We start from the raw sequence: 24,556 nt of genomic DNA, 5'->3' as shown, positions 1-24,556 counted from the left end.
TACTCCCCTCCTTAAAGTGTTGCTTGAGCCATAATTATCTTATTTAAAAACTCATCTTTACTGTCTGTTCCACGGGATATTTGATTAAAAATAACCCCATCTTTTATAAATAAAACTCGATTAGCATAACTCGCAGCATTCGGACTATGCGTTACCATTAAAATTGTTTTATTTTCTTCATTAATAGTTGCTAGTAAATCTAAAATACGATTAGAAGTCTTAGAATCTAATTGCCCAGTAGGTTCATCTGCTAAAATTAAATCTGGATTCATAATTAATGCTCTAGCAATAGCAATCCGTTGACATTGCCCTCCTGAGAGCTCGTAGGGATATTTATTAAGCTCCTCACCCATCCCCACAATCTTTGACAACTCTTTCAACCTTTTATAATAATCTTTGACATTCTCATCCGAGATAACAACTGGCATAAGAATATTATCTTTATTGTCAAATATATTTAATAAATTAAAGTTTTGAAAAATAAAACCAATATGTCGACGCCGAAATTCAGTTGCTTCATCATCTTGAATATTTTCAAGTTGCCTTTTATTAATTGTAATAGTTCCACCAGTTGGGAAATCTAGACATGCTAGCATATTTAGTAAAGTCGACTTCCCAGAGCCGGATTCACCCATAATAGAAATAAACTCTCCTTCTTCAACGGTAAAATTAATATCTTTTAAAGCCTCATTTCTAATTCCTTCTTCTGTTTCATATGTTTTAATTAGGTGTTTTACTTCTATATATGCCATGTTAAATTCCTCCTTTTTTTCTATTATATGCGTCAAGAAATATTTTTCTCTTTCATTTCGATTTATTGACTTACATTTTTGTAAGAAAACAAAAAATCGAGAGTCCTTCAAAAAATCCACAAAACTTTAGGTGTAAACAGTCCGGCATCTAGAGTATTTTCATTTTTTATGAGATTTTCTAAAAAATAAATTGTGGTAAAAGACTTTTAAATCAAAGCCTAGAAAAAAAGACTCTAGGAAACCACGTTGGTTTCTTAGAATCCTTAGGATGCTCCCAAATTTTGGGACTGTGCCAATCATTCCTCGACTTTTTGTCTTATTATAAAGCTTGTCCCCTGTCCTTTAACAGATGCAACATCAATACTAAATCCCAATTTTCTAGCAATTTCACCAACAAGATACAAGCCTAAACCTGTAGCTTCTATACGATCACGACCCGTTTCACCGGTAAAACCTGTTTCAAAGATGCGTTTTATATCATTTTCATCAATTCCTATACCTTCATCTTGAATTATTATATTTTTAGAACTTGTTGATTTAATATAAATCTTTTTCTCATTTGGAGTATACTTACTAGCATTAACAATTATCTGCTCCAACATTATTTCAAGCCACCGTCGATCTGAAATTAAAATAGGCAAATTAGCAGAAAATTGAAGGGATTGATTTTTAGATATTATCATCCAAGAATTACGCTTCAAAATATGTCTAACAATTGTATTTGTATCAACTTTAGTAATTTTTAAATCGTTATTCCCATTTCTTAGTGAAATTAAATTAAGCATTTCACTTAAATAACTCTTAATTGCGTTAATTTGAACAAGCATTCTGTACCTTTTATCACCTTCAATATTTCCACCATTCTCAACCATCAGTTGTAAGGCTGCAATTGGTACCTTAATATTATGCATCCAAATAGCATAACGATCATGAATATCTCTCCTACTTGCTTCAAGTTTAGTTACTTGATCCGCTGTTTTTTTCAAAGAATCGCTTAAAATTCGCTGATATTCCAACTCGATTAAATCATTTGTATTTGGTAATTGTTTAATTGACGTGAAAGTTCTGATTTTCTTTAAACGCTTATAATACGCTATTTTAAAGTAACTTCGGAAAATAACATATAGAACTATTGTTGGAATAGCTGTTATTAGTACATCTAAACTAACCTTTATCGGTATATCCTCTAAATAGAAAATGCCCCCTACTAAAAAGGTAATAAAAAGTGTAACTCGTAATATTGATATGGCTACCTTAAAGGTTAACTTCATATCATTTTTCAAGAATGTACCCCTTTCCTCTATGTGTATGAATATTTCTATCAAGATAAATCTCCGCTAATTTTTTTCGAAGACGCCCCATTGATACTTGCAATGCATTATCATCGACAAAATTATCTGTATTCCATAAAGCCTGCATTAATTCACTCTTAGTTACTGTGTGGTTTTGATTCTCAAATAATTTTTTCATAAGAACAAATTCATGAGCTGTCAAATCAACTTTCTTATCATCAATTGTAATTTGCGAATTAATCAAATCTAGTTTATAAAGTCCAAAAGATAATGTATTAGCCATCGAAGTAAAATCATAACTTCTGCGCAATAACGCCCTAATTTTAGCAATTAAAATATCAATATCAAATGGCTTTTCAATATAATCATCAGCACCAGTGTTCATCGATGTAATTGCGTTAGTCCTAGTTTCTGCTGATGAAATAAAAATTATTGGACAAGTTGAAGCTGTTCTTATTTTGCTGGTCCAATAATAACCATCGTAAATAGGTAAATAAAGATCCATTAACACAATTTGAGGATTGTATTCAGAAAACTCTAACATAACGCTATTAAATTCCTTAACTCCTCTAGCATCAAACCCTCTTTTGCGTAATGCATGTTCCAATTGTGTAACAATTTCCCTATCATCTTCAACAATAAATATCTTTTCCAATGAGCTTTCCCCCTTAGTTCAATCGCGTTAACTTTTTATCCTTCAATTGGTAAACGATGCTTCCAGGTTGAATCCTGTTGACATTATGTATAACTTCTATGATAATCTTATCATTTATTCTAAGATTATCCTCAATATTTTTTCTAATTTCTAAATTAGTTTTTTCATCAACATTAGCAAAAGCTTCATCTAATAATATTACATCACTATTTAAAAGATTCTGAATCGAAACTTAGAAAAATAAGCCATCTCTTAAAGTAAGAATTCTTACTTTAAGTGGTGGCTTATTTACTACTACCGGTAATTTTTAAGCGTCCGCCGAATTTCTCGTTCTTGGTCGCGTTTCTTGATTGATTCGCGCTTATCATAGTCGTGCTTACCTTGAGCAAGCCCTAAGAGCACCTTGGCAAAGCCGTTTTTGATATAGACTTTTAAAGGCACCAAGGTGACCCCCTTCTTGCTAATTTCACCGGCTAGCTGGTTGATTTGCTTTTTATGCAAGAGCAGCTTCCGGTTGCGCAAAGGGTCATGGTTGAACTGGTTACCTTGATCATACAAAGAAATGTGCACGTTCATTAACCAAGCTTCGCCATTTTTAATTTGAGCAAAGCCATCCTTAAGGTTGATTCGCGCTGCCCGTATCGACTTGATTTCCGTACCAGTTAAGACAATCCCGGCTTCAATCGTGTCTAAAATATGGTAGTCATGACTAGCTTTCTTATTTTGGGCTAAGGGCTTGTCCTTTGGACTGCTTTTTTTAGCCATTAAAATTCCTCCTATCTGTGGAATTTATTAGCCTTCTTATTGCCCTTGTAAAAAGGCTTCTTGTTTTTTCCGCCATTATTTGACCGGTTTGCGTTGCGGTTATTGCCGTAACGCTTATTGCCCCGGTCATTTTTGCGGTTACCATTGTAGCGCTTGTCATCCCGGTTACGGTTAAAGCGCCGTTTTGGTTCGGCCGGAAGTTCGACTCCATCTAATAAATTGGTCTGAGGGGCCTTGTCTGCATCTAAGAGGCTAAAGTCAATTTCCTTTTGCTCAACGTTGACGTTGGTAAGTTTAACCCTAACAGATTGGCCAATTCTAAAGGTCCGCTTGGTCCGACGTCCGACTAAAGCTAACTGCTTTTCTAAGAAGACGTAGAAATCCCCTTGCAGCTCACTGATGTGGATTAAGCCTTCAACCGTGTTCGGAAGGGCAATAAACATCCCAAACTTAGTTACAGAGCTGACAACTGCGTCAAATTCTTCACCTACGTGGTCGGCCATGTACTCGGCCTTCTTCATCGCATCAGTATCGCGTTCGGCATCAATTGCACGCCGTTCCATCTCTGAGCTATGGGTGGTAATTTCAGGCAGTTTTTCTTGGTAATCATTATTCTTACCGTGGTCTTCATAGTAACGAATTAACCGGTGTACCATTAAGTCGGGGTAACGCCGAATTGGTGAGGTGAAGTGAGTATAATCTTCGGCCCCTAACCCAAAGTGTCCCACCGGCGTAGGTGCATACTTAGCTTGTTGCATCGAACGAAGCATCATGGTTTGAACCATTTGTTCTTCTGGCTTACCAGCTACCTTCTTCAAAATATTTTGCAACATCTTCGGACTAACAGCATCTGCCTTCCCAGTCACTTCAATCCCTAGGCCTGACAACATTTCAAAGAAATTCTTAATCTTGTCTTCTTCAGGATTTTCGTGAATCCGGTAAACAAACGGTACGTGTAGTTTGTTATAGTGGGCTGCAACTGTTTCATTAGCTGCTAACATGAAGGACTCAACCATCCGTTCACTAATGCCCCGTTCCCGGATTTGAATGTCGGTTGGGTGGCCTGCTTCATCCACGATAATTTTAGCTTCAGGGTACTCAAAGTCAATTGCCCCCCGCCGCTTTCTCATCTTAACTAAGATTTTGTGGAGTTCATGCATCGTTTCAAACATTGGCACTAAGTCTTGATAACGGGCCATCATCTTTTCATCATGGGACTCTAAAATCTTGTTAATCGCAACGTAGGTCATCCGTTCCGTAGTCTTGATTACTGATGGGAAAATCTCATGCTTGACCACTTGTCCTTCAGGCGTAATCTCCATTTCACATGACATTGCCAACCGTTCAACCTTGGGATTTAAAGAACAGATTCCGTTGGATAACTTAGGCGGTAACATTGGAATTACCCGATCAGTTAAATAAACGGAAGTTCCCCGTTCAAAGGCTTCCTTATCCAGCGGGGTTTTAGGCCGAACGTAGTGGGATACATCGGCAATATGAACCCCTAAATGGAAGTTACCGTTAGGTAGTTTCCAGGCGGTCACCGCATCGTCTAAGTCCTTAGATTCGATACTATCAATCGTAACTAGCTGTTGGTCCGTCAAATCCCTGCGCCCGACTTTTTCTTCTGGGGTAACGTAGTCCGGAATTTGGGCAATTTGTTCCATCACTTCTTCTGGAAATTCGGTTGGAATGTTATGTTGGTAAACAATCTCTAGGATGTCCATCCCTGGATCGTTAACATTACCAATGACCTTAACCGCTACCCCTTTTAAGATTCCAGGCTGGTGGGCATCAGGATAGGAAGTAATATCGCATAAAACCACTTCCCCATCCACCGGATGCAAGCCATTTTCTTCTAGTAAGAAGGTGTAGTTAGCTAGTTTCTTATCCTTAAGGTGAATGGTTCCTAAAATTCCCTTAGGTAGATTTTGGTCAGGTGCACTATTAAATGCACCCACTACTTGGGTCAAAGCATGCCCCAAGATTTGGACCACCTTCCCATTAGGCCGCATTCCCTTGGCCGCATCCCCTGGGGTTAGCATTTGCACTTCAACTTCGTCTCCATTTAAAGCGGCCATTGTTTGGGTTGGATTGATGAAGAAGTCATCTTCTAATTCCTCAACGGTTACAAAGCCAAAGCCTCGGTCGTTTGAGTGGAAAATACCTTGGTAGGTTGGCAACTGCTTACTTCTTGCAAGTGTAAATGCCCCAGATTGATTTAATGTTAAAAGCTTGTCGTGTTCTAATTCTGCTAACGCTTTGACCACAAACTTAAACTGGCCAGTCGAAGTCATATGTAAGTATTCTACTAATTCTTTGACGGTGAATTCATTATCCGGCTCTTCTTCAAAGCGCTTCATCAATAATTGTTTTAATTTTTCGTTTTCCATCTAATTCCTCATTTTACTTAAATCTGTCATAGTTAAAAAAACCTCCTGAAAGAACTATGCAGGAGGTCTGATTGTGTCTAGTTTGATGAAATGTAAACCAAAGCAAGTGCTAAAACAAAGAAGATCACACCTAACACGGCGGTTACTTTTTGCATGAATGCTTCAAAGCCTCGAGGTTTCTGTTTACTAAATAAATCAGCCGCCCCACCTGAAAGTGCGCTTGACGCATTGTCTGTTTTAGCTGGCTGCATCATCACGGCAATGATGATTAACACTGATACAATGATTAATAACGTTAAGAGTGTGTTGTACAATTAATACCCTCCTCACCCGTATAGGTAATCTACATCTACTCTAATTTAGCATAAAATATTAAAAAATGCTAGTCAATTTACTTGGCGCTTAAATTTTGGGTAATGAAATTAATCTGTTTTCTAATTTTGGCCCGCTGTTCATAGTTAGTCAAAATAATCAAGGTGTCGCCTGACCTAATGACAGTGTCGCCATGAGGAATCTGTTCATTTTCCCCCCGTCTAATCGAAATCAATAGGCAATCCTTAGGCCACTTAATGTCTCTAACCTGCCGATCTTGCAATTTAGAGCCCGCTAACACAGGAAACTCTAGCCGGTCCTCATACGTGCCGTGAATTTGATCTGGGTTAGGACGTAAATTAGCTAGCATGGCCTCATAAATTGGCCGCCCCCGTAAGACGTCAACCACGGTGTAGGCAATGATTGAAACCACTGCTAGTGGCATCAAGTGAGACAAGGAACCAACCATTTCTGTGATTAACAAGATGGCAGTAAACGGGGCCTTACTAATACATGCAAAGTAGCCGGCCATTGCATAAATTATGAAGTTAACAATTAGATAGTCAGGAAAAATTCCCAGTAAGCAAAAGGCTTTCCCAATCAGGGCCCCTAACACGGCTCCCAAGGTTAAAATCGGTAAGAAAATCCCACCGGGAACCCCTGAACCGTAAGAAATGGTTGAAAAACCTAGTCTGAGCACAAACAACCCGAATAAAACTAGCAGGCTCAACTTAGCGTGACCTAAACTAATAATTAAACTGTTGCCGCCCCCCAGCGTATTAGGCCACAATAACCCAATTGGTAATAACAAGGCTAAGGCAATTAGAGAATCAAACTGCCGGGGAAGCCACTTTAATTTGGCGTAGACCTTGTTTACATTGAGGGTTAGGTATTGGTAGAGATAACCTAAAAGCCCCAAAACAACCCCCATCAGCAATAAACACGGGTAATACTTTAGCGGCAGGGAAGTTCGGTAGGTCATGTGTAAGACTGGTGTTAAGCCAAAAAAGGCCATCGAAACCGCGTTGGCGGTCAAAGCTGCAGCTAAAGACGTGGTCCACACCAGGGGAGAAAAATTATGGTAGACTTCTTCGAGGATAAACAGTGTCCCCGCAATTGGGGCGTTAAAGGCGGCGGATAAGCCAGCGGCAGCCCCCCCGGCTATTAGGACCCTTCGTCCTGTGCCCTCGTGGCAGGTCTTTTCAGCAAAGCCTTGACCCACGGCGGAGCCTAGTTGGATGGACGGACCCTCTCTTCCTAAGAATAGGCCTGAGCCAATCATCAAGACGCCCCCGAGCCACTTTCGCCATAAGACTGACCACCAATTCATTTCTAACTCACCGGCAAGTTGGCCTTCGACTTGGGGAATCCCTGAACCCATAATGTCAATATCACCTTGAATGAGCTTGCCCACGATAAAAGAAATTAGCACAGCCACTAACAACCACACTAATACCAACCACGGTTGATTATGAATTTGTGCAAAACCCCACTTAGAGACTAGGATTAACTTTTCAATTGCCAACCGAAATAAGCTCACGACAATTCCGACTAAAATACCAACCACAATTCCCTTTAAAATAAAACGTAAGCGCGTAACATCAAATAATAATTTCTTGTGCGTTTCTTCCATCATCCGACCTCTATCATTAATATGTAAAAAAGAGAGCTGGAAAATAATCCCAGCCCCCTTATAAGTTGGTGGTTGCCCACCTATATGTCAATCAATTACTTGTTGATGACGTTTTGACGAGCTTCTTCACTAATGTTGTAGAATGAGTGGATACCCTTGTATTCTGCAACTGTGCTTGTCAATTGGTCTTCAATCCGCATTAATTGGTTGTACTTAGCAAGACGGTCTGTCCGGCTCATTGAACCAGTCTTAATTTGGCCTGCGTTTGTAGCAACAACTAAGTCAGCAATTGTTGTGTCTTCTGTTTCACCTGAACGGTGTGAAACGATAGCTGTGTAACCAGCTTCCTTAGCCATTTCGATAGCTTCCATTGTTTCAGTTAAAGTACCGATTTGGTTAACCTTGATTAAGATTGAGTTTGCACAACCCATCTTGATACCTTTTTGTAGGTATTGTGTGTTTGTAACGAAGAAGTCATCACCAACTAATTGAACCTTCTTGCCCAACTTGTCTGTGATAGCTTTCCAGTCATCCCAGTTGTTTTCGTCGATTGGGTCTTCGATTGAGATGATTGGGTACTTGTTAGTCAAACCTTCAAGGTAGTTGATGAATTCTTCAGTTGTGAATTCTTCACCAGTTGACCAACGTAACTTGTACTTGCCAGTTTCTGTGTCCCAAAGTTCTGAAGAAGCAACGTCGATTGCGATTGCAATGTCCTTACCTGGCTTGTAACCAGCTGCTTCGATAGCTTTGATTAAGTATTGTAATGGTTCTTCGTTGTTAGCAAAGTCAGGAGCGAAACCACCTTCGTCACCAACAGAAGTTACCTTACCGTCAGCACCTAACAAACTCTTCAAGTTGTGGAATGTTTCTGAACCCATACGGATTGCTTCTGAAACAGACTTTGCACCAACAGGCATAATCATGAATTCTTGGAAGTCAACTTTGTTGTCTGAGTGTGCACCACCGTTGATAACGTTCATCATTGGTGTTGGTAATACGTGAGCGTTGAAACCACCTAAGTAGTTGTATAATGGCATTTCTAATTCATCTGCAGCAGCACGTGCAACAGCGATAGAAACAGCTAAGATAGCGTTAGCACCTAACTTACCTTTGTTTGGTGTACCATCTAAAGCAATCATAGCCTTATCGATAGCAACTTGATCAGTTACTTCGTAGCCAACGATTTCCTTAGCGATAACGTCGTTAACGTTAGCAACGGCCTTTAAAACACCCTTACCTTGGTAACGAGACTTGTCACCGTCACGTAATTCAACAGCTTCGTGTTCACCAGTAGAAGCACCAGATGGCACGATACCGCGACCAAATGCACCAGCTTCTGTGTAAACTTCAGCTTCAACTGTTGGGTTACCACGTGAGTCTAAGACTTCGCGAGCATAAATTTCTGTAATTGCAGACATTGATTTTACTCTCCTTTGAGTTTTGATTGACTTGAGAACATTCTCTCAATTTTATTCTAAAGGTTTTCCTTTAGACTTTCAATTAATTTCGTTAAAATATTAGTTCTTGTAGTTAACTAATGCTAAGTATGAATCAGGTACTAATGAAGCACCACCAACTAAACCACCGTCAATGTCTTCTTTAGCCATTAATTCCTTAACATTAGCTGGTTTTACAGAACCACCGTATTGGATGCGAACGTTGTCAGCTGTTTCTTGGTTGTATAACTTAGCTACAGTTTGACGAACAACTGCACAAATTTCTTGTGCTTGGTCAGCAGTAGCAGTCTTACCTGTACCGATAGCCCAAATTGGTTCGTAAGCAATTACCAAGCTAGCAACTTGGTCTGCTGTTAAGTCTTTCAAAGCAGCTGTAACTTGAGCTTCAACCCATTCTTCAGCCTTACCAGCTTCACGAGTTTCAAGTGATTCACCACAGCAAATGATTGGGGTTAAACCATTCTTGAAGATAGCGTGAGCTTTCTTGTTGATGTCTTCGTCAGTTTCGTGGAAGTAGTCACGACGTTCGGAGTGACCAATCACAACGTAGTCAACGCCCATTTCCTTTAAAACTTTAGGTGAAGTTTCACCAGTGAAGGCACCTTCGTCTTCAAAGTAGCAGTTTTCAGCAGCTACTTTTAATTCTGAACCTTTAGCAGCTTCTAATAAAGCTGGTAAGTCAACTGCAGGAGCAGCGATTACAGATTCAACTTCTGAGCTAGCTGGTAATTGATCTTTAACAGCCTTTACAAATTCAGCAGTTTGAACTGGGTTCATGTTCATCTTCCAGTTACCTGCGATAATTGGTGTACGCACTATAATCCATCCTTTCGGAATTTAATCCAAATTAATTATTTGTCAGAAACGGCAGCAATCCCTGGTAAAGTCTTACCTTCAAGGTATTCAAGGGATGCACCACCACCAGTAGAGATGTGAGTTAACTTGTCAGCTACACCTAATTGTTGAACGGCAGCAGTTGAGTCCCCACCACCAACGATTGTAGTTGCGTCAGATAATTCACCTAAGAACTTACCTACTTCTAAAGTACCTTTAGCGTAGTTGCTCATTTCAAAGACACCCATAGGTCCGTTCCAAACAACTGTCTTAGCGTCTTTAAGAACATCTTCGAATAAAGCAACTGACTTAGGACCAACATCTAAAGCCATGTAGCCATCAGGAATGTCGCCTTCAACTACTTGGTTAGGAACATCGTTGTCGAATTTTTCAGCAACAACGTTGTCGATTGGAAGAACTAACTTGTCGCCAGCTTTTTCGATTAATTCCTTAGCTAATTCAATCTTGTCTTCTTCAACTAAAGAGTTACCAATCTTAATACCCTTAGCTGCGTAGAATGTGTAAGTCATCCCACCACCAACAATAACTTTGTCAGCCTTGCCTAATAAGTGGTTGATAACACCAATCTTGTCAGAAACCTTAGCACCACCCAAGATAGCAACGAATGGACGCTTTGGTTCGTCAACTGCTTCACCCAAGAACTTGATTTCTTTTTCTAATAAGAAACCAGCAGCTGCTTGAGTCATGTTGCTTGCAATACCAACGTTAGATGCGTGTGAACGGTGTGCTGTCCCGAAAGCATCGTTTACGAATACATCACCTAATGAAGCCCAGTACTTACCTAATTCAGGGTCGTTACCAGATTCCTTCTTACCATCTAAGTCTTCAAAACGAGTGTTTTCAACTAATAAAACATCACCGTCATTTAATTCAGCAATAGCTTCTTCTAATTGAGCGCCACGTGTTACAGGTACAAATGTAACAGGCTTGCCCAATAAGTCAGCTAAGCGTTCTGCAACTGGACGAAGTGATAACTTCTTCTTGTCATCTTCAGTCTTAACCCGACCTAAGTGAGAGAATAAGATAGCCTTACCACCGTTTTCGATAACATACTTGATTGTTGGTAAAGCTGCCACAATCCGGTTGTCGTTACCGATAACACCGTCTTTGATAGGAACATTAAAATCAACACGAATTAAGACTTTTTTGTCTTTAACATCTAAATCTGAAACAATAAGTTTAGCCATTGATAGCAAACCTCCAATATATGATTGAAAAACAAAAAGCGGAAGGAGTTTTGCCTCCCCCCGCCTCGAACTTGCAGTAACTTTAATCTTAGCTAAGCGCTAAATCTTAAAGCATGCTTGCAAATTTTTCTAATGTACGGATCATTTGAGCAGTGAAACCTGATTCGTTGTCGTACCATGCAACAGTCTTAACAACTTGGCCTTCACCTTCACCAACAACTTGAGTTTGTGTTGGGTCAAATACTGAACCAAATTCTGTACCGATAATGTCTGAAGATACGATACCATCAGCGTTGTAACCGAATGATGCGTTACCTTCAGTAACTTTCTTAACAGCTTCGTTAACTTCTTCAGCTGTAACAGTCTTGTCAAGAGTTGCAACTAATTCAGTTAATGAACCTGTGATAACTGGAACACGTTGTGCGTGACCATCTAACTTACCGTTCAATTCAGGAACAACTAAACCGATAGCCTTAGCAGCACCAGTTGAGTGAGGAATTGTGTTTTGAGCAGCTGCACGTGCGTTACGTACGTTACCACCGCGGTCAGGACCATCTTGTAATTTTTGAGTAGCTGTGTAAGCGTGGATAGTTGTCATAGTACCAGCTTTGATACCGAAGGCATCGTTAACAGCCTTAGCTAATGGTGCTAAGCAGTTTGTTGTACATGAAGCAGCAGAAACGATCTTGTCGTCTGCAGTCAATGTGTCATCGTTAACACCGTAAACGATAGTCTTAACCTTACCTGCAGGAGCAGAAATTAAAACTTTCTTTGCACCAGCTTCTAAGTGAGCTGAAGCTTTTTCTTCAGATGTGTAGAAACCAGTTGATTCAAGAACTAAGTCAACACCGTTGTTCTTAACCCAAGGAATGTTACGTGCATCTGCTTCTGCGTATACAGGGATTTCCTTACCGTTAACAACCAAAGCGTTTTCTGTTGCTGAAATTTCAGCATCGAATTGGCCATGAGCTGTATCATACTTCAACAAGTGTGCTAACATTGCTGGAGAAGTTAAGTCGTTGATAGCAACAACTTCCAAATCATTTGATACTTCAGCAATACGACGGAAAGCTAAACGACCGATACGGCCAAAACCATTAATACCTACTTTAGTAGTCATACTAAAATTTCCTCCTTTAGGAAATAAAAAATTTATTTTAAAAAGTGACGCGACTATAACATCACTCTTTTAAAATCAGTTTGGCAGCTCCTTCATCCGTAATTAGACATGTATTTGAAGGAGCAAGTTGCATGTAAGCGCGAATTGCCTTAGCTTTGGATGAGCCACCCGCAACCGCGAATACACAATCCATTGAAGCGAGGTCTTCTAATTGAAGCCCAATTCTTGGAATCCGGTAAATAATCTTGCCGTTTTCATCAAAGAAATATCCAAAGGCCTCACCTACCGCCTTTTGCTTAGTCAACATTGCAATTATTTCTGGAGACATTGCCCGCCTCTTGGCCATGTGGATTGCCTCGCCAATACTATGAATTGCAACATTGCTTGACCTAATCAAGGAAACAACCTCCTGGATAGCAGGTTCCTTCAACAAAGGTCGGTAAGCTTCCTCGCTCACCTGCTCTGGCACATACAAAGTCCGGTGTTTACCCCCGGTCTTAAGCGCCATCTGAGCACAAACATTATTAGCCTGAATTTCAACCCGTTCACCAATTCCCCCTCGTGCTGGGACGAAGGTTAACTGACGTTGGTTACTTAAGTCGGGACTCAAACAATTAGCGACCTGGGCCATTGTTGTCCCACCCATCACCGCAATCGTATTCGGTCCTTCAGGTAATAACATTTTTAAAGTGTCATTGACTAATTTACCCATATTATCAATGACTTGAGGCTGTTTATCACTATCACCCGACACAATCAAGCATCGTTTAATGTGAAGTGCTTTGCTTAATCTTCTTTCCATCTGTTGGAGCCCTAACAGCTGGTCCATCAAGCCGGTCAAACCATAAATGGTTTCTTGACCCTTAGCAGTTAAAATCATGCCCGACTTAGTGACAGAGATTAACTCCTGCTTCTTTAAGAAATCAGTCTCGGTCCGTAAAACCCGCTCACTCATTCCTAAGGTCTGTGCAAGCGAACGTCTACCAACCGGCTGTGCCCAACTGATATTACGCAAGATTATAAAACGCTGGCTCATAACATCAACCATATCAGGGGCGATTAACTCGATCCATTCTAATTCCTGGTGCATCTTATGGCCTCTTTCTCGCGGGACATTCGACGTCCAACAGTGTCGTCTAGCGACCCAGTAAGTTAAAAAAACAAAGTATAATAACAATCGCTACCTATCAGTTAAATTGTTACCACACCTCAATTACGATTAAAATTATAGCAACAAAAGAAATATTTTGCAAGCCAAAGACCGCTTTAATCTCATAAAAAAACTGGTAAATACTTAAAGTAATTAAGCATTTACCAATTTTTCCGAATTTTACTTTAAACTTGTTTCCTTTCAAGCTAAAAGGACGAACATTTTCCCTACTTCCTAGTCGATTAACAAATAATCTCTAACTTTGAATTTCAAAATAAATTCTATTAAAAGGCTAATCAAACCGTTTTCTCTTACTGGAACTAGGAATATTTAATTGCTCCCGGTATTTAGCAACCGTCCTGCGTGAAACAGTTAGTTCTTTTTGTTTCAATAATTCACTGAGCTTTTGATCAGATAGGGGCTTGCGCTTGTCCTCATTAGCAACCAGCTCGCTAATATACTTATGAACATCATCGCTACTTACAGCCTCGCCCGTTTCAGTTTGATAATTGACCGCCTGTGAGAAGAAGTGTTTCAGTTCAAAGGTCCCAAAACTAGTCTGCATGTATTTACCGTTAACCGCCCGGCTGATGGTTGATTCATGCAGCTGTAACTTGTGGGCAACATCCCTTAATAAGAGTGGCTTTAAGGGGTGTTCATCTTTTATAAAGAAATCCCTTTGATAGTCAACAATTTCTTGGCCCACCCGCAAAAGCGTCTGCCCTCTTTGGAGCAAGTCATTATATAGGTGTTCATATTCCTTTTGTTTTTGGGCTAGATACTTTTTGACCTCCTGGTCATCTTGTTTGGCTAAGCGATCATAGTATGACTGTTTGAATTCAAGCTGGGGTTGCGTATACTTGGTTGTTTTTAATTCCAGCTGTTGGTTCGTTTCAATCAAGATTAAATCAGGAATTATGTAACCCACTTGGTCTTGGTCATAGGCGGCTCCTGGCGCAGGAGACAAGGTCCTAACGTAATCAAATACCGTCTGAATCTCTGCTAGCCTTACCCCTAATTTTTTCGCAATTTGTTCCCACTTCCGGTCTGCGAAGGCTTCAAACTCGTTTTTAATCACTTGCTGGGCTAACTTGGGAGCATGGGCATCATTTTCAATTTGAAGCAACAAACATTCCTGTAAATTACGCGCCCCCACTCCCGGCGGATCTAAACGTTGCAGTAAAGTCAAAGCATCTAGTAAGGTAATTTCGCTAACTCCTTGTTCTTTGCTAACGGTCTTTAAATCTAACCGGAGGTAGCCGTTAGAATCTAAATGCTCTAACAAATAGATGACCCACTTCCTAATTGGCGTTGCACGCATGGTTAGGTGAATCTGATCCAACAAATACTCAAACAGTGACTGTTGCTTACGCACACTGGTATAAGTTTGCCAATCATCCTTAGATTCAGTGCCAGCCTGTGAGGAATTATAGTTGGTAGCTAAATTGACACTGATAAAAGGGTTATCTAATTCCTGTTGCTTAAGGTAAGCTTGTAAATCTTCAGCATTGTAGCGTAATACTTGAATTGACTGTTGCATCCGCTGCGTCATCGCTAGTTTTTGCACCTGTCTTTGCTCTTGACTAAAGCCTTGTTCTAGGGCCATTAAAATTCCTCCAAAAAAAATTTATTTTTATACTTGTAATTTTACATGACTTACGATAATATAATAAGAGTACGCGCCGCTAGTGTAATGGATAGCACGCAAGATTCCGGTTCTTGAAATGAGGGTTCGACTCCCCCGTGGCGCATAACTCAGGCTAGCAGTAAGTGCTAGCCTTTTTTATTAACTTAGATATTATACCATATAAAACGCTTAACAAAAAGTTGGGCCTAAAAAAGACGCGGACTAAATTAGCCCGCGTCTTTTTTAACCTAAAGCTTAAGCTTTTTTCTTGTTCTTCATGATTCCGTCAATCAATCCATAGTCTACCGCTTGTTGAGCTGTCATGAAGTTATCACGTTCAGTATCTTTATTGATAGTTTCAATGTCTTGGCCTGAACCATCAGCTAAAATTTGGTTAATCAACTTTCTTGTCTTCAAAATGTGTTCGGCTGCAATTTGAATTTCAGTTGATTGCCCTTGGGCTCCACCTAGTGGTTGGTGAATCATAATTTCAGAGTTAGGTAAAGCAAAGCGCTTGCCCTTAGTCCCGGCTGTTGCAAGCACAGAGGCCATCGAAGCAGCCATTCCCATTACGATTGTTTGCACGTCAGCATTGACAAAGTTCATGGTATCGTAAATAGCTAATCCAGCTGAAACAGAGCCACCTGGAGAATTAATGTACATGTAAATGTCTTTTTCAGGGTCTTGGGCATCTAAGAACAAAAGCTGCGCAATGATTGCGTTAGCCATGTCGTCATTAACTTCCCCAGAAACCATAATAATTCGATCTTTTAATAAACGTGAATAAATATCATAGGCACGTTCACCTTGTGATGATTGTTCAATAACTGTTGGAACTAAATTCATAGTGAGAAACCTCCCAGTATTTTTATCCGTCATGTTTTAGCACTCTCATGACTTTACTGCTAGTTTAATACATTGGTCAAAGAACGTCAAACTTTTTGACCACTTGCTTGAACATTAATTTACCTGCAATTTTTGGGCAAATTCATTTATCTTACGTAGGCGGTGGTTCACGCCGGATTTAGAGATAGGCCCTCCTGCCACCAACTCACCCAATTCCTTTAACGACACCTCTGGGTGGGCCTTTCTTGCCTGGGCTACCGCTTGTAACTTATCCGGCAACTTACTGAGCCCGACCGTCCGCTCAATATAATCAATATTTTCAATCTGTTTTCGCGCCGCGTCGGCAACTTTATTCATATTAGCCGTTTCACAGTTAACAATCCGGTTAACCGAATTGCGCATATCCCGGACAATCCTAATATCCTCGAACTTCAACATGGAATTAGTCGCCCCGATTAAGGATAAGAAGTCAGCGATTTTTTCAGCTTCCTTTAGGTAGGTAATATAGCCGCTACGCCGCTCCGTTTTCCTGGCGTTTAAACCATAGCGATTCATCATTTCGCAAATAGTATTATTGTGGTCTTCGTACAAGGAATAAATTTCTAAATGATAACGACTTGTTTCCGGATTATTAACCGAACCTGCTGCCAAAAAAGCTCCCCGTAAATAAGAGCGGACCTTCGCATCATCATCTAAGAATTTCAGCGGGACTGTCTCCTTAATCTGAAATCCATCCAAGATATCCAGGTCCTTTAAAACATGGTCAGACCCCGTCTTTAAGCGCACGATATAAAGATTATTCTTTTTTAACTTCATCTTGCGTCTGACCAATAGCTCACTATCAATATCATAGAACTGTTTCAATAACTTATAAATTCGCCGGGCAATTGCCGGATTTTCCGTTTGAACATTGAGCACAAATTTATGGTTATAGATTCCCAAAGAGCCATTCATCCGGATTAAGGCCATCAATTCAGCCTTGGCATTTCCAAAATGGACCTCAAGCATCGTTAATTCTTTTTTTACTTCACTTGCATACGACATTTACTGCTCTAGCCTTCCTTCCTAAACAGGCAATTGGCCAATCAGCCGCATTAACTCCTCTACTACCTTATCGCCATCATGAAATACCCCGTGGTCCCGTAGTAAAAGGAAATTGTCGGAAATCACCCGGCAGCCCTGGTCTCGTAACCCCTTAAAATCATAGCGGACTTGGTAGAGGTACTCATCATATTTTTGCCTGTCCATATAATCTGTTGGTACTGGTTCCGTATTAACCAATACCGTGTTAATAAATTTTTTATTCAAATGCTGGTTTAAGACCCTAACATGGTCTGCATCGCTAAACCGTTCTGTTTCACCCTTTTGGGTCATGATATTACAGATATACACCACTTCAGCCTGGGTTTCACAAACCGCTTGCCCCACGTTGCTAATCATTAAGTTGGGCAAAATGCTGGTAAATAAACTGCCCGGTCCTAAAACAATCTGGTCCGCCTCCATGATGGCTTGAATTACTTCTGGACGCGCCTCAGGAAGGGAATCATCCCCCGTAGTTACCCAAACATCGGTGATAGTCTTACCCGCGGCGGTAATCTCAGCTTCACCAGAAATCACCGCCCCATCACTAAAACGGGCGTTTAAAACCAAGGGGATATTAGCAGCGGGATAAACATGCCCGTCAACTTTCATCATTTCTGACAATTCTTGGACAGAGCTAAAAATATCCCCCTGTTTCATCTCGGATAAAGCGGCAATCACCAGGTTACCAATTGCGTGTCCCGAAAAGAATTGATCCTTTGACTCAAACCGATACTGAAAAATATCCTTGTAAACCTGGGGTAAGTTTGAAAGGGAGACCAAGACATTACGAATGTCACCGGGCGGAACCACGTTAATATAATCGCGGATAATTCCAGAAGAACCTCCATCATCTGCGACCGTTACTACCGCGGTGATATCTGCATTTTCCTTATGCAAGCTATTTAAAATCACAGGCAAGCCTGTCCCGCCACCAATCACCACAATCTTAGGCCGCTTACGTTTGCTTGTAAATTTTGTCATGAGCGGTTAACACTTTCCTTTCGTTTATTCATATCACGGTGTGAAATTCTGACAGGATAGTTAGCCGCTAACGCCTTGCCAATCCTTTCAGCCAATGCTACAGACCGGTGTTGTCCCCCCGTACAACCGATTGCAATCGTCACACTAGATTTTCCTTCACGTTTATACCCTGGTAAAACTGTTTCTAACACCTTAATAAAACTTTGATAAAATTCTTCCGTTGTATCAGAGTTCATGACATACTCACTTACTGCTTGGTCTAAACCGGTCTTATTACGTAATTCAGCAACATAATAAGGGTTAGGCAAGAAGCGGACGTCCATCACAATGTCAGCGTCAATTGGCAGCCCATACTTAAAACCAAAAGACATCACCTCAACGTGAAATGACTTCACGTCATTAGTTTCAAAATTGTGGAAAATTTCTTCACGTAATTGGCGAGGTGACAATTTACTGGTATCAATCACCAATTGGGCTTGGGCTTTAATCGTTGCTAACAACTCACGTTCAAGGTGAACCCCATCTAAAATCCGGCCTTCCATTGCAAGGGGATGCGCCCGCCTTGTTTCCTTATACCGTGCCACCAATTCTTCGTCTGAAGAATCTAAAAACAAGATTTTCTTGTGAACAAAGTCCGTTTCGTCCATTTCAGACAACATTTCTCCAATTTCATCATAAAATGCCCGCGAACGCAGGTCGATTACTAGGGCGACCTTTTTAACCTTACCGGACTCTTTAACTAAATCCCAAAATTTAGGTAACAAGCTAGGGGGCATATTATCCACGCAAAAATACCCTAAATCTTCAAATGATTGCATGGCAACCGTCTTACCTGCACCACTCATTCCCGTTACAATTACCAAACTTTGTGTTTCTGTCATTTTAATCACTCCAAATCAAAGCCAATATAAGAATTATACCATACAAGCCGGGTGTTTCTTCAAAAAATAACTATCTTAAAAAAGGTGCCTAACTTCTGAATTTAATCAAAAGCTAAGCACCCCTTAAATTAAGCAGTTGACCCTAGATAACTTTTCTTTCAAATGGGTCAGAAGAAATCCCTTCGGCCAAAATCTTCTTGCACCATTCTTGGGCTGAGAAAAGCGAGTGGTCACGATAATTACCACAAGACTTAATGTCTGTGCCTTGAACATCTTCCCAAGAAGCATTTAAAATGTCGTTCAAGGAAGCCTTCAGAGCTTTTGCAACCTCTACCGTATCATGCTTCCCCCACATAATTAGGTGAAAACCTGTCCGGCAACCAAATGGTGAACAATCAATCACACCCTCCATGTGGTCACGCAAATAACCAGCCAACATGTGTTCAATTGTATGCAACCCTGCTGTAGGAATGGCATTTTCGTTAGGTTGAACCAAGCGCAAATCAAAGTTGGAAATTTCATCACCATGCTTTCCTTGCTCAACCGTAATTAAACGAACATAGGGGGCTTTTACCGCCGTGTGATCTAATGTAAAACTTTCTACTTCAGCCAAAAAAATCACTCCTCTAGTATTGATACTTTTTACTCTAGCACCTTTCCTTAAAATTGCAAGGCTACTGCTCGTCAGTTGGTGTAAAATAGTGGCCCTTTTCTAAGATTGGTTTTAGATACTTACCGGTGTAACTAGCACTAACCTTGACTATTTCCTCAGGACTACCGCAAGCCACGATTGTGCCACCACCAGCACCACCTTCAGGACCAAGGTCAATTAGATAATCTGCCGTTTTAATTACATCTAAGTTATGCTCAATCACTAAGACCGTATTTCCCTTTGAAACTAGGCGCTGCAAGACCTCTAATAGGCGCTTAATATCATCACTATGCAAACCAGTGGTTGGTTCGTCTAAGATATAAAAGGTCTTGCCATTAGACTTACGGTGTAATTCAGAAGCCAACTTCATCCGTTGAGCTTCCCCCCCAGATAGGGTGGTAGCTGGTTGACCCAGGGCCACGTAACCTAACCCTACGTCAACAATCGTCTGCAGTTTGCGTCTTATCTTCGGAATGGCTTCGAAAAATTCCAAGGCCTCTTCAACGGTCATCTCTAAAATTTGGGCAATATTTTTCCCCTTATACTCAACCTCTAGCGTTTCGGAGTTATAGCGACTACCATGACAAACTTCACACGGTACGTAAACGTCCGGCAAGAAGTTCATTTCAATCTTAATGATTCCGTCCCCCTTGCAGGCTTCGCAACGGCCCCCCTTAACATTAAAACTAAAGCGGCCTTTCCCATAGCCCCGTAACTTGGCCTGGTTGGTTTGAGCAAAGAGGGTTCGAATGTCATCAAAAACTCCGGTATAAGTTGCCGGGTTACTCCGTGGTGTCCGCCCAATCGGACTTTGGTCAATATTAATCACCTTTTCGAGCGCTTCAGTTCCAGTGATTTTGGTAAATTTACCCGGCTTTTCGGAGGAGCGGTTCAGCTTTTGAGCCAAGGCCCGCTCCAAAATCATGTTGACCAAGGTTGATTTACCCGAACCTGACACACCTGTCACCGCAATAAATTCACCTAGAGGAAAGCTTACGTCAAGCTTTTTCAAGTTATTTTCCTGGGCGCCGTAGATTTTAACAAACTTACCGTTACCACTCCTACGCCGGTCTGGAATGGGGATAAACTTCTTTCCAGCTAAATACTGTCCGGTTAGCGACTTTTTAGAACGCGCCACCTGCTTAGGGGTACCGGCAGCCATAATTTGTCCCCCGTTAGCCCCCGCTCCAGGACCAATATCAATTAGATAATCAGCCGCTCTCATGGTATCTTCATCGTGTTCCACCACAATCAAGGTATTACCTAGTTCACACATTTTCTTTAGGGAAGCAATTAACCGGTCGTTATCTCGTTGGTGGAGCCCAATGGAAGGTTCATCCAAAATGTACATCACCCCGGAAAGGTTAGAGCCAATTTGAGTGGCCAGCCTAATTCTTTGCGCTTCCCCCCCTGACAAGGTTCTTGAAGCCCGGCTTAAGGTCAAATAGTCAAGCCCGACGTTTTCCAGGAAGGTCAGCCGGTCACAAATTTCTTTTAAAATCGGTTTAGCAATCTGTTCATCTTGCGCAGAAAATTGTAACTTGCTAAAGAACTTCAAGCTATCACCGATGGCATAATCAGAAACTTGCCCAATGTGTTGGCCCGCAATTTTAACTGCCAAGGCCTGTTTATTTAAGCGGTAACCATGACAGGTCTGGCAAGTTAAACTGGTCATATATTGACGCATTACGTCCCTGGTAAAGTCACTATTAGTTTCCCGGTAACGTCGCTCAACGTTAGGAATCACGCCTTCAAACTTAGTATCTAAGTCGCGCAAGCCGCCGAAGTCACTTTCAAAAGTGAAATGAAAGACCCGGCTGTCGTCGCCATACAAAACTAACTGCTGATCTTTTTTAGCTAACTTCTCAAAGGGCGTATCCATATCAATTCCAAACGCCTGACAAGCCTGCTCTAACAAGCTCGGGTAGTATTTAGATGAAATGGGGTTCCAAGGTGCCATGGCCCCCTCACGTAAAGTCTTAGTTCGATCCGGAACCACCAAATCTTCGTCAACTTCCAACTTCATTCCCAAGCCATCACAGTCAGGGCAGGCCCCAAACGGTGCATTAAAAGAAAAAAGGCGTGGTTCTAGCTCACCGATAGTAAACCCACAGTAAGCACAGGCAAAGTTTTCAGAAAATTGCAGTAACTCCCCGTCAATAATTTGCACGCTAGCATATCCATCCGAGAGATGAAGAGCCGCTTCAAAGGAATCAAATAAGCGCGAGCGAATCCCCTCTTTGATGACAATGCGGTCAACCACTACGTCAATCGTATGTTGCTGGTTTTTATCTAATTCAAGCTGCTCTTCAATATCATGCATTTGCCCATCAATAATTACCCGGACAAACCCTTGGGCCTTAATCTTTTCTAAGACCTTTTTGTGTTGCCCCTTCTTAGCCCGAATAATCGGTGCCAAAATCATTAACTTAGTCCGTTCTGGCAAGGCCAACACCTTATTTACCATTTGTTCTGGCGACTGACTGGTAATCTCATGCCCATCATTAGGACAAACCGGTTTTCCAACCCGGGCCCATAATAAACGCAAGTAGTCATTAATCTCCGTAACCGTTCCTACCGTTGAGCGGGGGTTTTTGGAGGTGGTTTTTTGGTCAATGGAAATAGCTGGAGATAAGCCGTCAATCGAATCAACGTCCGGCTTATCCATCTGACCTAAAAACTGGCGGGCATAAGCCGATAAGCTCTCTACATACCGTCTTTGCCCCTCGGCGTATAGGGTATCAAATGCTAGCGAACTTTTACCCGAACCGGATAAACCAGTCACAACCACTAACTTATCTTTAGGAATTTCTACGTCAATGTTTTTTAAGTTATGAGCTCGTGCACCGTGCACAATAATTTTATTTTGCGCCAAAATCTTTTCCCTCTCTTCGCTTAATCAAGTTGTGCTTTTAACTCTAAAATTGTATCACGTAAAGTAGCAGCCTCTTCAAAGTCTAACTGCTTGGCAGCTTGCTTCATTTGGGCCTCTAAGCTGGCGATTAATGCCTGTTGATCCTTCTTGTTCATATCAACAAAGTCTAGGTCAAGTTCAGCTTCCTTAGACTTAGCTGCCACCTTTTCCGAAGCAGAAATATTAGCCCGAATTTCCTTTTTAATTGTCTTAGGAACAATATGGTGGGCTTCGTTGTAAGCCTCTTGAATTGACCGCCGCCGTTTGGTTTCAGCAATCGCTTTTTGCATCGACTCAGTGATATTGTCTGCGTACATAATCACGTGTCCATGCGCATTGCGGGCAGCCCGCCCGATTGTTTGAATTAAGGAACGTTCATTGCGTAAGAAGCCTTCCTTATCCGCATCTAAAATCGCAATTAAGGAGACCTCCGGCACATCAATTCCTTCCCGTAAAAGGTTAATTCCCACTAAGACATCAAATTTTCCTAGGCGTAAATCCCTGATTAAGCGGGTTCTTTCTAAGGTTTTAATGTCTGAGTGAAGGTAGCGGACCTTGATGCTTAACTCCTTGAAGTAGTCGGTTAAATCTTCTGCCATCTTTTTAGTTAAGGTCGTTACAAAGACCCGCTCATCGGCTTCGATGCGCTTTTGAATTTCGGCTACCAAATCATCCATCTGCCCCATACTTGGTCTAACATCAATAGTAGGATCAAGCAAGCCAGTTGGCCGAATAATCTGTTGAACCACCGTAGCGGTTTGTTCCATCTCATAAGGACCAGGAGTAGCCGACATATAAATAATTTGGTTAACGTGCTTTTCAAACTCACTTAACTGTAAGGGCCGATTATCTAAGGCCGATGGTAGTCTAAAGCCATAATCGACTAACATTTGCTTACGTGAGCGGTCCCCATTATACATTCCACGCACTTGGGGCATAGTCACGTGGGATTCGTCTACTACGATTAAGAAATCTTTGGGAAAGAAGTCTAACAAGGTATAGGGTGGCTGACCTGGCCGTCTGCCATCCATGTGCCGTGAGTAGTTCTCAATTCCCGAGCAATATCCCATTTCCCGGAGCATTTCAATGTCGTAAGTAGTTCTTTGCTTTAAGCGCTGAGCTTCTAAAAGTTTTTCTTCTGCAGTTAGCTCTGCTACTCGCTCAGTTAATTCACTTTCAATTCCATCAATTGCCACCTTCAACCGGTCTTCATTAGTCATAAAGTGGGTGGCAGGGAAAATAGCTACGTGTTCTCTTTGACCATAAACTTCCCCCGTTAAGGGATCGACTTCACGAATCCGGTCAATTTCATCTCCAAAAAATTCGACCCGCAAAGCCTTATCATCACGTGAGGCCGGGAAGATTTCCACTACATCGCCTCTTACCCGAAAGCGACCCCGTTGAAAGTCAATGTCATTACGCTCAAACTGAATGTCAACCAAGGAGCGCAACAACTTGTCCCGACTCAATTCTTGCCCCACTCGCAGGGAAAGGGTGTGTTCCCGGTATTCGGTCGGATCCCCTAACCCAAAAATTGACGAAACGGACGCCACCACGATGACGTCATTTCGCTCTAAGAGGGAACTAGTAGCCGAGTGTCGTAACTTATCAATCTCATCATTAATACTTGAATCCTTTTCAATGTAAGTATCACTAGAAGGTACGTAGGCTTCGGGTTGATAGTAATCGTAGTAGGAAACAAAGTATTCCACCGCATTATTGGGGAAGAATTCCTTAAATTCTCCGTATAACTGCCCTGCTAAGGTCTTGTTATGTGCTAATACCAAGGTTGGTTTGTTAACATTTTTAATTACATTTGAAATGGTAAAGGTTTTTCCCGTTCCCGTTGCCCCTAGCAAAATTTGGGCTTTTTTACCAGCCTTAAGCCCGGCGGTCAATTCTTCAATGGCTTCTGGCTGATCACCTGTTGGCTGGTAATCCGAGACTAATTCAAATTTTCGGTCTGCTTGTCTTTCAATCACTCTTTACCCCTCATTT

Annotated in this window: 20 protein-coding genes and 1 tRNA gene; 1 reads left to right on the top strand and 20 read right to left on the bottom strand. The window is 41.3% G+C overall.

Annotation, left to right across the window (positions count from 1 at the left end; translation table 11 throughout):
* Positions 1-11 precede the first annotated feature (11 nt).
* From N4597_RS02670 to rpoN, 13 genes are all read right to left on the bottom strand, one after another.
* Complete coding sequence (locus tag N4597_RS02670) at positions 12-752, bottom strand: ABC transporter ATP-binding protein (protein ID WP_260904495.1); 741 nt, start codon at positions 750-752, stop codon at positions 12-14.
* A gap of 296 nt (positions 753-1,048) precedes the next feature.
* Complete coding sequence (locus N4597_RS02665; protein WP_260904492.1) at positions 1,049-2,035, bottom strand: sensor histidine kinase; 987 nt, start codon at positions 2,033-2,035, stop codon at positions 1,049-1,051.
* On the bottom strand, positions 2,025-2,699 hold the full coding sequence (locus N4597_RS02660) for a response regulator transcription factor (RefSeq protein ID WP_172577846.1): 675 nt from the start codon (positions 2,697-2,699) through the stop codon (positions 2,025-2,027). Before N4597_RS02660 ends, N4597_RS02665 begins: the two co-directional genes overlap by 11 nt.
* Before the next feature lie 294 nt (positions 2,700-2,993).
* Positions 2,994-3,464 carry an SsrA-binding protein SmpB gene (gene smpB, locus N4597_RS02655; protein ID WP_056977173.1) on the bottom strand — a complete coding sequence of 157 codons (471 nt, stop codon included), beginning with the start codon at positions 3,462-3,464 and terminating at the stop codon, positions 2,994-2,996.
* 11 nt (positions 3,465-3,475) lie between these two features.
* Positions 3,476-5,857 carry a ribonuclease R gene (rnr, locus tag N4597_RS02650; RefSeq protein WP_094127850.1) on the bottom strand — a complete coding sequence of 794 codons (2,382 nt, stop codon included), beginning with the start codon at positions 5,855-5,857 and terminating at the stop codon, positions 3,476-3,478.
* Positions 5,858-5,934: 77 nt separating this feature from the next.
* Entirely contained in the window at positions 5,935-6,171 is a 237-nt protein-coding gene (secG, locus tag N4597_RS02645) for a preprotein translocase subunit SecG (protein WP_050611675.1), read from the bottom strand.
* A gap of 77 nt (positions 6,172-6,248) precedes the next feature.
* Positions 6,249-7,805: a ClC family H(+)/Cl(-) exchange transporter gene (locus N4597_RS02640; protein ID WP_371864115.1), complete on the bottom strand. Its 1,557-nt coding sequence runs from the start codon at positions 7,803-7,805 to the stop codon at positions 6,249-6,251.
* Positions 7,806-7,897: 92 nt separating this feature from the next.
* Positions 7,898-9,223 carry a phosphopyruvate hydratase gene (eno, locus tag N4597_RS02635; protein WP_089144389.1) on the bottom strand — a complete coding sequence of 442 codons (1,326 nt, stop codon included), beginning with the start codon at positions 9,221-9,223 and terminating at the stop codon, positions 7,898-7,900.
* 99 nt (positions 9,224-9,322) lie between these two features.
* Positions 9,323-10,081, bottom strand: coding sequence for a triose-phosphate isomerase (tpiA, locus tag N4597_RS02630; RefSeq protein ID WP_277922868.1), 759 nt, complete (start codon positions 10,079-10,081; stop codon positions 9,323-9,325).
* A gap of 32 nt (positions 10,082-10,113) precedes the next feature.
* The gene (locus N4597_RS02625) at positions 10,114-11,304 is read right to left on the bottom strand and encodes a phosphoglycerate kinase (RefSeq protein ID WP_050611679.1); all 1,191 of its coding nucleotides are present in this window, start codon (positions 11,302-11,304) and stop codon (positions 10,114-10,116) included.
* A 106-nt stretch (positions 11,305-11,410) separates the two neighbouring features.
* Positions 11,411-12,424 carry a type I glyceraldehyde-3-phosphate dehydrogenase gene (gene gap, locus N4597_RS02620; protein ID WP_050611680.1) on the bottom strand — a complete coding sequence of 338 codons (1,014 nt, stop codon included), beginning with the start codon at positions 12,422-12,424 and terminating at the stop codon, positions 11,411-11,413.
* A 61-nt stretch (positions 12,425-12,485) separates the two neighbouring features.
* Positions 12,486-13,514, bottom strand: coding sequence for a sugar-binding transcriptional regulator (locus N4597_RS02615; RefSeq protein ID WP_167589197.1), 1,029 nt, complete (start codon positions 13,512-13,514; stop codon positions 12,486-12,488).
* A gap of 352 nt (positions 13,515-13,866) precedes the next feature.
* Positions 13,867-15,180 (bottom strand): RNA polymerase factor sigma-54, encoded by a 1,314-nt coding sequence (gene rpoN, locus N4597_RS02610; protein WP_170091325.1) that lies wholly within the window; start codon positions 15,178-15,180, stop codon positions 13,867-13,869.
* 73 nt (positions 15,181-15,253) lie between these two features.
* Here rpoN and N4597_RS02605 point away from each other — a divergent pair.
* Positions 15,254-15,325: transfer RNA gene (locus N4597_RS02605), tRNA-Arg, on the top strand.
* A gap of 131 nt (positions 15,326-15,456) precedes the next feature.
* Here N4597_RS02605 and clpP read toward each other — a convergent pair.
* The 7 genes from clpP to uvrB all read right to left on the bottom strand — a co-directional run bounded on the left by clpP (position 15,457) and on the right by uvrB (position 24,540).
* Positions 15,457-16,047: an ATP-dependent Clp endopeptidase proteolytic subunit ClpP gene (clpP, locus tag N4597_RS02600; protein WP_050611683.1), complete on the bottom strand. Its 591-nt coding sequence runs from the start codon at positions 16,045-16,047 to the stop codon at positions 15,457-15,459.
* Between the two features lie 114 nt (positions 16,048-16,161).
* A complete protein-coding gene (whiA, locus tag N4597_RS02595) occupies positions 16,162-17,091 on the bottom strand; it encodes a DNA-binding protein WhiA (protein ID WP_056977165.1) in 930 nt (309 codons plus the stop codon).
* 21 nt (positions 17,092-17,112) lie between these two features.
* Positions 17,113-18,111, bottom strand: coding sequence for a gluconeogenesis factor YvcK family protein (locus tag N4597_RS02590; protein WP_167589201.1), 999 nt, complete (start codon positions 18,109-18,111; stop codon positions 17,113-17,115).
* Complete coding sequence (gene rapZ, locus N4597_RS02585) at positions 18,108-18,992, bottom strand: RNase adapter RapZ (protein ID WP_056977161.1); 885 nt, start codon at positions 18,990-18,992, stop codon at positions 18,108-18,110. Before rapZ ends, N4597_RS02590 begins: the two co-directional genes overlap by 4 nt.
* Before the next feature lie 142 nt (positions 18,993-19,134).
* Positions 19,135-19,605 carry an S-ribosylhomocysteine lyase gene (locus N4597_RS02580; RefSeq protein ID WP_050611687.1) on the bottom strand — a complete coding sequence of 157 codons (471 nt, stop codon included), beginning with the start codon at positions 19,603-19,605 and terminating at the stop codon, positions 19,135-19,137.
* 61 nt (positions 19,606-19,666) lie between these two features.
* The gene (gene uvrA, locus N4597_RS02575; protein WP_260904483.1) at positions 19,667-22,519 is read right to left on the bottom strand and encodes an excinuclease ABC subunit UvrA; all 2,853 of its coding nucleotides are present in this window, start codon (positions 22,517-22,519) and stop codon (positions 19,667-19,669) included.
* A gap of 20 nt (positions 22,520-22,539) precedes the next feature.
* Positions 22,540-24,540 carry an excinuclease ABC subunit UvrB gene (uvrB, locus tag N4597_RS02570; protein ID WP_089144385.1) on the bottom strand — a complete coding sequence of 667 codons (2,001 nt, stop codon included), beginning with the start codon at positions 24,538-24,540 and terminating at the stop codon, positions 22,540-22,542.
* Positions 24,541-24,556: the final 16 nt, after the last annotated feature.

It is taken from the genome of Ligilactobacillus agilis (genome assembly GCF_025311475.1).
GTDB classification, from domain to species: domain Bacteria; phylum Bacillota; class Bacilli; order Lactobacillales; family Lactobacillaceae; genus Ligilactobacillus; species Ligilactobacillus agilis.
Note: the sequence above shows the minus strand (reverse complement) of the source record. Positions and strands in the feature narration are given on the sequence as shown.

Excerpts from the sequence above, each read along its gene's own strand:
- rnr (WP_094127850.1), bottom strand. The coding sequence starts at position 5,857 with ATGGAAAACGAAAAATTAAAACAATTATTGATGAAGCGCTTTGAAGAA.
- N4597_RS02615 (WP_167589197.1), bottom strand. The coding sequence starts at position 13,514 with ATGCACCAGGAATTAGAATGGATCGAGTTAATCGCCCCTGATATGGTT.
- gap (WP_050611680.1), bottom strand. The coding sequence starts at position 12,424 with ATGACTACTAAAGTAGGTATTAATGGTTTTGGCCGTATCGGTCGTTTA.
- N4597_RS02640 (WP_371864115.1), bottom strand. The coding sequence starts at position 7,805 with ATGATGGAAGAAACGCACAAGAAATTATTATTTGATGTTACGCGCTTA.
- rapZ (WP_056977161.1), bottom strand. The coding sequence starts at position 18,992 with ATGACAGAAACACAAAGTTTGGTAATTGTAACGGGAATGAGTGGTGCA.
- N4597_RS02670 (WP_260904495.1), bottom strand. The coding sequence starts at position 752 with ATGGCATATATAGAAGTAAAACACCTAATTAAAACATATGAAACAGAA.
- eno (WP_089144389.1), bottom strand. The coding sequence starts at position 9,223 with ATGTCTGCAATTACAGAAATTTATGCTCGCGAAGTCTTAGACTCACGT.
- N4597_RS02590 (WP_167589201.1), bottom strand. The coding sequence starts at position 18,111 with ATGACAAAATTTACAAGCAAACGTAAGCGGCCTAAGATTGTGGTGATT.
- clpP (WP_050611683.1), bottom strand. The coding sequence starts at position 16,047 with ATGAATTTAGTTCCAACAGTTATTGAACAATCATCACAAGGTGAACGT.
- N4597_RS02625 (WP_050611679.1), bottom strand. The coding sequence starts at position 11,304 with ATGGCTAAACTTATTGTTTCAGATTTAGATGTTAAAGACAAAAAAGTC.
- whiA (WP_056977165.1), bottom strand. The coding sequence starts at position 17,091 with ATGTCGTATGCAAGTGAAGTAAAAAAAGAATTAACGATGCTTGAGGTC.
- smpB (WP_056977173.1), bottom strand. The coding sequence starts at position 3,464 with ATGGCTAAAAAAAGCAGTCCAAAGGACAAGCCCTTAGCCCAAAATAAG.
- rpoN (WP_170091325.1), bottom strand. The coding sequence starts at position 15,180 with ATGGCCCTAGAACAAGGCTTTAGTCAAGAGCAAAGACAGGTGCAAAAA.